Origin of the sequence: Aquabacterium sp. (assembly GCF_021768455.1) — a bacterium.
In the GTDB taxonomy this organism is placed as follows: Bacteria; Pseudomonadota; Gammaproteobacteria; order Burkholderiales; family Burkholderiaceae_C; genus Aquabacterium.
The window spans coordinates 1-9306 of sequence record NZ_JAIZVX010000159.1 but is presented as its reverse complement, the minus strand read 5'-3'; the positions used below and the strand labels follow the sequence as shown (position 1 = coordinate 9306).

Genomic DNA, 9306 nt, shown 5'->3' with positions numbered 1-9306 from the left:
ACAACGAGCGGGTGGTGCTGCAGGCCATCCGCATGCACGGGGCGCTGCCCAAGGCCGAACTGGCCCGGCTCACCCACCTGAGCGCGCAGACGGTGTCGATCATCATCGAGCGCTTGCTCGACGAAGACCTGGTGCTCAAGCAGCAGCCGCTGCGTGGCAAGGTGGGGCAGCCCTCGGTGCCCATCGCGCTGAACCCGGACGGTGCGTTTTCGGTCGGCATCAAGGTCGGCCGGCGCAGCATGGACGCCCTGCTGGTCGACTTCACCGGCCGGGTGCGCGAGCGCCTGACGCTGGACTACGCCTGGCCTGACCCCGACACCCTGTTCGACGCCATCGCCAACCGGGTGGAGCAGTTGCGCACCAACCTGGCCGAAGCCCTCGGCGCCGCCAAGGCGGAGCGCCTGCAAGGGGTGGGCGTGGCCGCACCCTTCTCGCTGGGCGGTTGGCAGACCCTGCTGGGCATGCCGGAATCCAAGGCTGCGACGTGGCAGTCCGTCCACATCCCGCAGCGCATGCAAGGCACCACCGACCTGCCGGTTCACTTTGTGAAGGACACATCGGCCGCCTGCGTGGCCGAACTGGTGGCAGGCCGTGGCCGCAATCTGCCCACGTTCCTCTACATCTTCGTCGACACCTTCATTGGCGGTGGCCTGGTGATCGACAGCCACCTGCGTGGTGGCGTGCATGGCAACGCGGGTGCCGTGGGCTCCCTGCCCTTGAACGTGGTGGCGCCCGAGCAGCCACAGTCACCCGCTCAATTGCTGAGCCTGGCCTCCCTGGTGAACCTCGAACAGGGCTTTGAACGCGCCGGCCTGGACCCGACCGCCGCCTACGACGAGCGCGCCCTGCAAGGCGACTGGGCGCCGGTCACCGCCGAGTGGGTGGCACAAACCGCCCGCGGGATGGCGCTGGCCATCAACAGCACGGCCTGCCTGCTGGACCTGGAAGGCGTGATCATCGACGGCTCGTTCAGTCGTGGCCTGCTGGCAGCGCTGTTGCCGGCCGTGCAGCAGGCCATGGGCCAGTACAACTGGGAAGGGGTCTTCCAGCCCAGCGTGCTGGGCGGCACCATCGGCTCGGACGCCCGCGCCATCGGTGGCGCGCTGATGCCGCTCTACGCCAACTTCGCCCCCGACCGCGAACTCTTCCTCAAGCTCGGCGCCTGAGCCTCGGCCCCTGCATGAAAAAAGGCACCCAAGGGTGCCTTTTTTGTTCGTGCCGACGTGTGGCAGAAGGCGCCACCGATCAGATTGGCAGCGCGATCAGGTCATGCCCTTCCACGGCCACGATGCGGGCCTTGGTGAACTCACCCACCTTGAGCGTCTTGCTGGCCTTCTCGGGCGGCAGGAGGCGCACGGTGCCGTCGATCTCGGGCGCATCCGCGTAGCTGCGGCCCACACCACCACGGCGCCCCAAAGCCGGAGCGCTGTCCACCAGCACCTGCATGGTCGCGCCCACACGGCGCTGCAGCTTGGCGATCGACACCTGTTCGGCCACGGCCATGAAGCGGGCGCGACGCTCTTCACGCACCTCGTCTGGCAGGGCGCCTTCCAGGGCGTTGGCCGGGGCGCCATCGATGGGCGAGTAGGCAAAGCAGCCCGCACGGTCGATCTCGGCTTCCTTCAGGAAATCCAGCAGGTACTGGAACTCTTCCTCGGTTTCACCAGGGAAGCCGGCGATGAAGGTGGAGCGCACCACGATCTCCGGACAGATCTCGCGCCAGCGGCGCAGGCGATCCAGGTTTTTCTCGCCGTTGGCCGGGCGTTTCATGCGCTTCAGCACATCGGGGTGGGCGTGCTGGAAGGGCACATCCAGGTAAGGCAGGATCAGGCCCTGGGCCATGAGCGGCACCACCTCGTCGACATGCGGGTAGGGGTAGACATAGTGCATCCGCACCCAGGCACAGTGCTCGCGGGCCAGAGCACCCAGCTGCTCGGCCAGGTCGTACATGCGGGTCTTGACGGGCTTGCCGTCCCAGAAACCGGTGCGGTACTTCACGTCCACGCCATAGGCCGAGGTGTCCTGGCTGATCACCAGCAGTTCCTTCACGCCCGACTCGAACAGCGCGCGCGCCTCGCTCAGCACCTCGCCAATCGGGCGCGAGACCAGGTCACCACGCATGCTGGGGATGATGCAGAAGCTGCAGCGGTGGTTGCAGCCTTCCGAAATCTTCAGGTAGGCGTAGTGCTTGGGCGTGAGCTTGATGCCGGCCACACCACGGGCCTCGGGCACCAGGTCGATGAAGGGGTCGTGGGGCTTGGGCACGTGCAGGTGCACGGCGTCCATCACCTCCTGCGTGGCATGCGGACCGGTCACGGCCAGCACGCTGGGGTGCATCTGCCGCACAAGGTTGTCGGCACCATCCTGACCGGACTTGGCACCCAGGCAGCCGGTCACGATGACCTTGCCGTTTTCGGCCAGGGCTTCGCCGATGGTGTCCAGGCTTTCCTTGACGGCATCGTCGATGAAACCGCAGGTGTTCACGATCACCAGGTCCGCACCATCGAAGGTCTTGCTGGTTTCGTAGCCTTCGGCACGGAGCTGGGTGAGGATCAGTTCAGAGTCGGTGAGGGCCTTGGGACAACCCAGGCTGGCAAAGGCGACCTTGGGGATGCGGGCCACCGCGGCCGTGTTGACCTCGTCTCGTGTGTTCGTCGTCATGGGGTTTTCAGGTCAACCTGGCATCTGAGTGGGGCCTGTATTTTAAGGCTGCTCAGGATGTTTGTGTCCGCGCCCAGAGGATTCGTCGAGACGAAGGCTTCAAAGCTCCGCCATCGACGCCATCAAAATCCTGCGCGACCTGCCGCCTGAATACCCTGGCTGGGCTGGCCACAGACGAGCTCCGCACCCCGGTCACCGTGATCAAGGGCTTGCCGGGGCGGACAAGGTTGCTTGGGCGGCGCTGCTTGGCTTCCTGCCGCCCTGTGGTCGTTCACGCACCCAGCATGATGCCGCCGTCCACCGCCAGATGCTGACCGGTCACAAAACCGTTCTTCATCAGGAAAACGTAGGCACTGGCCAGTTCGTCCATGGTGGCAAGTCGCTTGAGCGGGATGCTTGTTTCGAACCTGGCACGTATGGCCTGCACCTGCTCCGGCGGCACGTCGCGCCAGAACGGCGTGAGCGTCCAGGTGGGACAAACCGAATTGACCCGCACCCGTGGCGCCAGTTCGGCAGCCAGCCCCTCAACCAGCGCGTTGACCCCCAAGTTGCCGACGTAGCTGGCACAGGCGTCCTGGGCGCGGCCACCTGTCCCCGCCGTGAACACCAGGCTGCCGCCATCGCGCAACTTGCCTGCGGCCAACTGACCAATGCGCACGTTGGTGAAGAACTTGGATTCGATGACGTGACGGATCACGGCCATGTCAGCTTTCAGGAAGCCCCCTCCCATCACATCTCCCACCATGGAGACGACGTGATCGAGGGGAGGCAAGCCGTCAAACATGGCTTGAAGTCCCACGTGGTCGTGCGCATCGACCTGGGCCACGAGCCGAACTGGGTTGGCATGGCCACGATCGCGGGCCGCCAGCAAAAGTTCGGCTTGGGCCGCAGCCAAGGCATCAGGGCGGCGTCCGGCCAGGATGAGCTGCGCCCCTTCGGCCGCAGCCTGGTGGGCCACACGCAGGCCAATGCCGGAGCTGCCACCTATGACCAGCAGGGTTTTGTCTTTCAGAGCTTGCATGATTCGCCTCGGTTCTTCAGGGTTGGGTTGAGAGGGTTGCCGCGGCACGTTCAGCCACCTGGGTGTCGTTGGGGCCATGGGCACCACTGACGCCAACAGCGCCCACCACTTGCCCGCGCCAGACAAGGGGCACCCCACCTTCCAGCGCCGTCACGCCCGGGGTCGACAAAAAGCTGGGGCGTCCGCCGTTGATGAAGTCCTCAAAGGCCTTGGAAGGCGCTTTCAAAAGCGCAGCTGTGCGTGCTTTGCCTTGTGCTACGGAGATGGTGATGAGTTGAGCGCCGTCTGCGCGCTCGAAAGCCACGAGTTCGCCACTGGCGTCCACAACGGCCACGCCAATGCGCCAACCGTGTTCCTGGGCCTCGGCAAGGGCCGCCGCCACCACGCGACGCGCGGCCGCCAAAGCCACATTGGGCTGAGTGGTCACGACCTGCGCCACTTCAGACTGTGAGTGGCCGCCAAGGGTTTGCGCAGGAGCGGACGCGCCTGTGAGCATCGCGCCCCCCGCCCACAGACCGCAAAAAGCCGAAGAGACAAACTTCCTCATGGTTGACCTTTCAATGGAGCAGCCTGTGCCGCCGCAGCAACATCGATGTGAGGCTGTACCGACATGCCAACTCGCAGACGCGCAAGCGCCTCCTGATCGGCGTCCAATTCGATGCGCACAGGCAGCCTTTGTACGATCTTGGTGAAGTTGCCTGTGGCGTTTTGCGCGCCCATGGGCGAAAGGCTGGCGCCACTGGCAGGCGCCAGGCTGGCCACATGGCCCTTGAGTTTCACGCCGGGCAGAGCGTCCACAGTCAGCGTCACAGCTTGCCCTTCGCGGATGTGGGCCAGCTGCGTTTCACGGAAATGGGCGTCCACGTAGAGGCCTTGCGAAGGCACCAAGGTCACCGCAGGCTGTCCCACCTGCACATAGCTGCCCACGCGGGCTGAACGCGAAGCCACCACGCCAGGCACCGGCGCAGTGACGCGCGCGTAACTCAGGCGAAGCTCGGCGCCTTGTCGCTCAGCCTCTGCGCTGGCGAGTGTGGCTTGCGCGCGTTCACGCTCTGCCTGCAACACTCCCAGTTGTTTCTTGGCGGACTCGAGCACAGCCTCATCGCGCTGGAGCGCAGCACGCGCCACCTGCCACTGCACGTCAGACTGCTGTTGTGCTTGCAGGGTGCCAGAGCCATCCTGGGCCATGCCGCCAAAGCGCTGCCGATTGGTCTGGGCCAGTGTCAGATTGGCCTGGTCAGCGGTCAGGGTCGCTTGAGCTGCCTGCACCTCGCTGGCATGGCGGAGGATCTGGGCCTCAAGTGCGCCCAAGCCCGCTCGGGCACTGGCAACCCGGGCATCGGCCTGGCGCACCGCCACTTTCAGATCTCGGTCATCCAGGCGCCAAAGCAATTGACCAGCCTGGACCGACTGGTTGTCTTGCACGGCCACCTCGGCAATCACGCCAGGCACCTGAGAAGCCATCACAGTGAGATCTGCCTGGATGCGGGCATCGTCCGTGGCCTGGCTGGTGGACTCGGACTCGGGACGACCCCATGTGGCGTAGGCAGCACCGGCCGCCACCAGCACGGCCACGATGGCCAACAGAGGGAAGCCCAAGCGGGAAGGAAGGTTGATCGACATGGCGAATCTTTCGACGTGTTGGATGAAGTCACTCAGCCCTTCGCGGGCGAGAGTGGCTGAACAGAAGGTTGTGGACGAGGAGGAATCTTGGGCGCCGGGATGTGCTGCAGGCACAGCACCCCAGGGATCAGAAGCAATGCCAGCAAGGCGAAGAGGCGGAAGACATCTGCAGCGGCCAAAACCGTGACCTGCTCTGCCAGTTCTTGCCCCCATGAAGGTGCGTACCCGGCCCCCAAGGCCCCGGCGCGAGCCATCCACTGCGCACCCTGATCAGCCAAGGCGCTGGCGTGGAAGCTGCCACACACATGCATCAACTCGCCCACCAAGGCGCCACTGCACACGGTGCCCAAGGCACGCAAAGTGTTGATGATCCCGGCCACCGAAGGCCCTTCCATGGGCTGAACCACGCTGGTGCCGAGGAACAGCAGCGAGACCACCGCAAGGGGCTGTCCCAAAGCCTGCAGCACCTGAATCAGGTGAAACTCCTGCACCATCCAGCTCGGGTCAATCTGTGAGGCCATCCAGCAAGCGGTGGCGATCAACAGCAAGCCCAGGACAAAGAGGTGGCGAGCGTCGACCCATCGCTGGTAGAGCAGCAAAGCCACTGCTGGCCCCAGCACCAACTGCGGCAAGCCGATGGACAGCCCCAGCGGCGCCACCTCGTACATCCGAAATCCATGCAGATGCACCAGCGTGTTCACCGGCAAGGCCACCCCGGCCGACAAGGTGATGAGCAGGCAAAAGAAGATGCTGAAGCCCAGGCCCAGGTTACACCGAGACAGCATCTGCAACCGCATGAAGGGTGCCGAGTGCCGCCATTCACTGACCAGGAAGAGTGCCGTGAACGTGCCCCCCAGGATCAGCAAGGCACGCACCACAGGTGAATGCAGCCAATCGAGTCGAACGCCCTGGTCGAGCGCCAGGGCCAACAGGACCAGGCCAGGTATACCGAGGCCCATGCCAAACCAGTTGGCCTGGCGCATGCGTGGCAAAGCCAGCGGCATCTTCGGGATGCCCCAACCCACGAGGGCCAAAGCCAGCAGACCCGGCGGGATCACCAACCAGTAGGCCCAGCGCCAATCGTGCAACCCATCCAGGCACCAGGCGGCCAGCCACACCGCCACATTCGGCGCAAACGTGGCCGTCATGGCGTACAAGGCCAGGCCGTGCAACCGGATGGGAGGCGGCAAAAAGCGCAGGGCTGACATCATCAGCAAGGGAATCAAGGTGCCGGCGATCAGCCCCTGGATGCCCCTTGCCAAAATCATCAGAGGCAGACTTGGCAGCCATGGCATCACCAATGCCAACACCAGCATCGACGACAGCATCCACATGTGAAAGCGCCGCAACGAGAACGTGATGGCAAACCAGGTTGCAAACGGCATGGCCGCCAGTTCTCCGGCTGCGTACATGCTCTGCAACCAGGAAGCATCGTCCTGCCCAAAGCCCAGAGCGCCGCGGATGTCGGGCATGGCAAGACCTGGCACCCGGTTGTTGAGGCCCGAGACCATTGCCGCCAAGAGGATCCCCAACAGCCCGGTCGCAAGGCGGGCGTTGAAGGGGGGAGGAGGCGGTGGGGGTGGCGGAGAGGGCGAGGAAGGTGGGACGGGGACTGCGCCGCTCATGAGCCTGCCCCCGAATCCGATCCAGGCGGCGTCCAGCCACCACCCAGCGCACGCATCAACGCCACGGCACCCAGCTTCACTTGTGTGGCAGCCCCCACCCGCGACGCTGAGGCCACCAGCCAACCGCGGCGAGCCTCGGCCACGGCCAGATCGTCGGCAGCACCTGCGCGGCGCGCGCGCTCCACTGCCTGCAAAGCTTGCCAACGCTGCTGCACTGCGGCTTCCCACAACTGCCATTGACGCCGGGCTTCTGCCTGCTGCGTCAACGCGTCGTCCACCTCTTGCCAGGCCTTGAGCACCGTGCGCCGATAGGCCAACGCAGCCTCCTGCTGTCGTGCCTCCCTCAAGACGAGGGTCTGTCGCAAACGGCCGCCTTCAAAGAGAGGCAGGTAAAACGCCGGGCCTACGCTGTACTGGCGCGAATCCCAACTCCCCAAATCGCGCAGCTTGAAGGCCTCCAGGCCCAAGCTGGCACCCAGGGTGATGCGCGGGTAAAAGTCAGATCGTGCTGCCGACACATCCGCCACAGCCGCGCGGAGGTCAGCCTCCGCTTCCAGCACATCTGGCCGCTGCCGAGCCAACTCTGATGGCACCCCCACAGGCAAGCTGGCGGGTGGCGCCACGTCCGTCACGTCGTCCAGGCGCGCATCCAGGGCGTGCGGCACCTGCCCCAACAACAGGCTCAGGCCATTGCGCAAGGACTGCGCTTGCTGTCGCAACCCTGCCAGCGGCACTTCGGCAGCCAGGGCATCGGCCTGTGCCGTCGTCAGCTCTGCTGCGGTGGCCATGCCGTGTCGCTGGCGGCTTTCCATCAGCTGCACTCGGCGCGCAGCCACGGCCGCAAGCTCGCTCTGGATGCGCACTTGCTGTTGCACCTCACGCAACAGCAAAAGCTGCCTGGCGACTTCGGCTGACACAGACAAACGCGCAGCCGCCACATGCAAGGCGCTGGCTTGCCACCGGGCTCGCGCAGCCTCCGTCAAACTGGCTACATGGCCCCAGAAGTCGACCTCCCAGCTGACCTGTGCCCCCACATCCCAGAGGTTGAAGCCCCCGGTGTAGGCACCCAGGTTGGCCAATGGCGAGTTGGCACTGATGGCCGAGCGCGTGACACTGCCACCCAGCTCCGTATGGGGCTGCCCCAGGGCCTGGGTGACGCCCAAGGCAGCAGCACTTTGCGCCACACGGCTGGCAGCCATCTGGAGATCCAGGTTTTGGGCTTGCGCCTGTGCCAGCAGCTCACCGAGAGCAGGGTCCCCCAGCAAGGCAGCCCAATCCTGAGGCACCGAATCGGCCTTCAGAAAAGGGGCTTTCGCCACAAACTGTGCCTGGCGGTCGGCAAGTCGCGCCACCTCGCCTGGATCGAAAGACACGGTGGAAGGGCCGTCGGTTCTGGGGCCAGCACACCCGGCCATCCCCAATGCAGCAGGCATTGCCAGGAGTACCGCTCGGTATGCCATGACGCCACGCCAAGTTGATTCACTCATGCATTCACCTGTTCGTTCACCGATTGCTGGGTCATGTGCACCCTCGTTGTTGATTAAACCGATCGGTACTGTATCAAGTGAAGCAAAAGTATCAGTGCATAAGTAGCCAATTGCCCAATTTGCAAAGGGGAAATCAGATCCCCTTGACACAACTAAACCGATCGGTATAGATTGATACCCTTTTGAGGGAAAGCCAACGTGGCAAGTCCAAAGACAAGCGATGACAAAGCACTGACTGTGCTTGCCGCCGCCACCCACGTGTTCATGACCCACGGGTTCAGCGCGGCCACGACGGACATGATCCAGGCCCAGGCCAAGGTCTCCAAAGCCACGGTCTATGCGCGTTACGCCAACAAAGAGGCCTTGTTCCTCGCTGTCATCGAGCACCAATGCCAGCTCTTCGACGCCCAGTTGCAAGCATTGCAGCCAGTGGAAGGAGACCTCGAAGTCAGCCTTGCTGAACTGGGCCGCGCCTACCTGGACCTCGTGCTGTCACCCCAAGCCATTGCGCTCTTCAGGGTCGTGGTGGCAGAGGCCCCCCGCTTTCCTCACATCGGCAAAACTTTTTATGCCAAAGGCCCCCGGGTCATCCACAGCCAGATCCGTCGGACCCTGGAGCGAGCTGCCGATCACCAAGAACTGGACTTGAGCAAGATTGGCGTCGACATGGCCACGGGCCATTTTCTCGGCATGCTCCGCCACGAAGCACAGATGGAGAGCCTGACCCATCCGGAGGCTGTCGCATCGGAGATGCAACGGGACACGTGGGCCCGCGCAGCCGTATCCACCCTTTTGCGCGCCTACGGTGCCCGAGTCAAAAAGCCACCACGCGACACAACCACGAGAAACGGAAATCGAACATGAGTGACACCCATCACACGGCCCCCCC

General features: G+C 64.4%; 8 protein-coding genes. 2 read left to right on the top strand and 6 right to left on the bottom strand.

The window, feature by feature from the left end; all coding sequences use genetic code 11:
• Positions 1–1166, top strand: a 1166-nt coding sequence (locus QZ994_RS16770; protein WP_290874277.1) for an ROK family transcriptional regulator, incomplete at its 5' end; no start/stop codon positions are given.
• A gap of 79 nt (positions 1167–1245) precedes the next feature.
• Here the strand turns inward: QZ994_RS16770 and rimO are convergent.
• From rimO to QZ994_RS16740, 6 genes are all read right to left on the bottom strand, one after another.
• Complete coding sequence (gene rimO / locus QZ994_RS16765) at positions 1246–2661, bottom strand: 30S ribosomal protein S12 methylthiotransferase RimO (protein ID WP_290874274.1); 1416 nt, start codon at positions 2659–2661, stop codon at positions 1246–1248.
• A 271-nt stretch (positions 2662–2932) separates the two neighbouring features.
• Positions 2933–3682: an SDR family oxidoreductase gene (locus QZ994_RS16760; protein ID WP_290874271.1), complete on the bottom strand. Its 750-nt coding sequence runs from the start codon at positions 3680–3682 to the stop codon at positions 2933–2935.
• 16 nt (positions 3683–3698) lie between these two features.
• Positions 3699–4109: a heme-binding protein gene (locus tag QZ994_RS16755; RefSeq protein WP_290874268.1), complete on the bottom strand. Its 411-nt coding sequence runs from the start codon at positions 4107–4109 to the stop codon at positions 3699–3701.
• 116 nt (positions 4110–4225) lie between these two features.
• On the bottom strand, positions 4226–5305 hold the full coding sequence (locus tag QZ994_RS16750; RefSeq protein ID WP_290874265.1) for an HlyD family secretion protein: 1080 nt from the start codon (positions 5303–5305) through the stop codon (positions 4226–4228).
• 32 nt (positions 5306–5337) lie between these two features.
• Positions 5338–6930, bottom strand: coding sequence for an MFS transporter (locus QZ994_RS16745; protein ID WP_290874262.1), 1593 nt, complete (start codon positions 6928–6930; stop codon positions 5338–5340).
• Positions 6927–8345: an efflux transporter outer membrane subunit gene (locus QZ994_RS16740; protein WP_290874258.1), complete on the bottom strand. Its 1419-nt coding sequence runs from the start codon at positions 8343–8345 to the stop codon at positions 6927–6929. The genes QZ994_RS16745 and QZ994_RS16740 overlap by 4 nt, the downstream gene beginning before the upstream one ends.
• 309 nt (positions 8346–8654) lie before the next feature.
• Between QZ994_RS16740 and QZ994_RS16735 the strand changes: the two genes are divergently transcribed.
• Positions 8655–9281, top strand: a complete 627-nt coding sequence (locus QZ994_RS16735; RefSeq protein WP_290874254.1) for a TetR/AcrR family transcriptional regulator — start codon at positions 8655–8657, stop codon at positions 9279–9281.
• Positions 9282–9306 lie beyond the last annotated feature (25 nt).